Origin of the sequence: Enterobacter sp. CM29, assembly GCF_013179605.1 — a bacterium.
Taxonomy (GTDB): Bacteria; Pseudomonadota; Gammaproteobacteria; order Enterobacterales; family Enterobacteriaceae; genus Enterobacter; species Enterobacter intestinihominis.
On record NZ_JABMCU010000350.1, the window covers coordinates 1 to 1,413 of the forward strand.

Annotated in this window: 1 protein-coding gene and 2 pseudogenes; all 3 read right to left on the minus strand. The window is 57.3% G+C overall.

Annotated elements, in window-relative coordinates:
* Positions 1–435, minus strand: a pseudogene (locus HP459_RS22915) (two-component sensor histidine kinase); the annotation flags it as partial.
* The gene (locus HP459_RS22920; protein WP_038417008.1) at positions 419–1,126 is read right to left on the minus strand and encodes a response regulator transcription factor; all 708 of its coding nucleotides are present in this window, start codon (positions 1,124–1,126) and stop codon (positions 419–421) included. The pseudogene HP459_RS22915 and the gene HP459_RS22920, both read right to left, overlap by 17 nt.
* Before the next feature lie 72 nt (positions 1,127–1,198).
* A pseudogene (gene rumB / locus HP459_RS22925) lies at positions 1,199–1,413 on the minus strand (23S rRNA (uracil(747)-C(5))-methyltransferase); the annotation flags it as partial.

The following is a 1,413-nucleotide window of genomic DNA, read 5'->3' on the forward strand; positions in this document are numbered from 1 at the left end:
CAGCGGGGTGGCGCTGAAGACTTTCTTATTCTGGCTTCGGGGATCGTCGCCAAACACCGGCATCACCGTCCCGCTCAGGAAATTCTGTATCGGCGCGAGGTCAATTTTTTGCCGCTGAATGTGCCCCGGCGGGGCGGCATCGGCCAGGATATCGCCATCAGGCGAGACAACATACAGCTCGACGCTCGGATTAAAGGTCATCAGCCGGTCGAACAGCGGCTTTAAGGCGCTGCGATCCACCCTGCCCTGCGTATCCAGAATCGCTTCCCGCTGCGCAATCTGCTGCGCCAGCCCGCCTGAGAGACGCTGCACCATCGCATTGCCGTACTGCATGCTAACGTAGAGCTGCACCGCACAGGCGACGGTGGCGCAGAGCAACAGTAACACCGTAAACAGCAGCGTCAGGCGCTGGCTCAGGCTAAAGCGACGCATCATGATTCTGCTCCGCAAATTTGTAGCCTTTGCCCCAGACGGTGCGAACGATCTCCGGCTCGGCGGCATCTTTCTCTATTTTGATGCGCAGGCGGTTAATATGAGTGTTGACGGTGTGTTCGTAGCCTTCGTGCTGATACCCCCACACCTGCTCCAGCAATGCCAGCCGTGAAAAGACCTCTCCGGGATGGCGGGCAAAAAAATAGAGCAGTTCAAATTCACGCGGGGTGAGATCGACGTGTTGACCGTTAAGACGCACGGTGCGCGCCAGCGGATCGATAGTCAGACCGTGCGCCTGAATAATGCCGTCCGTCTGCGCCTGGCCCATCGCCTGCTGACGACGAAACAGCGCCTTAATGCGGGCAATCAGCTCCTGCACCGAGAAAGGTTTTGCCAGATAATCATCCGCCCCGGTTTCCAGGCCGGTAATACGGTCAGTTTCACTGCTGCGGGCGCTAATGATGATAATGGGCAGGTAGCGGGTCATCTGGCGGATACGGCGGCAAATCTCCAGACCATCAACATTCGGCAGCATCAGATCGAGGATCACCGCGTCCCACGGCTGTTTTTCCAGAAGCAGTAACGCCTTTCCCCCGTCCGGCTCGTGGGTAATGGCGTAGCCTTCATCTTCCAGGTTAAGACGCAGGAGTGCAGCGATATCGTGGTCGTCTTCTACCAGCAGGATCTGCTTCATGGGTAAGCCTTCAATCATTTGTTATGACGTAAGCTTACCTGATTTCGAGCGGGGGAAGAGTTCACATTTTGTTTAAGATTTCACGAGCAACGTCAGCACTTCGTAATGCGCAGTGTGCGGGAACATATCAAAGAGCTGAACGCGCGCAATGCGGTAGCCCGGCAGGCTGGCGATATCCTTCACCATGGTCTGCGCGTTACAGCTGGAGTAGACGATGTACTCCGGCGCCATCTGGCTCAGGTAGTCGCAGAGCGCCTGGCCGATGCCCCGGCGCGGCGGGTTTACCA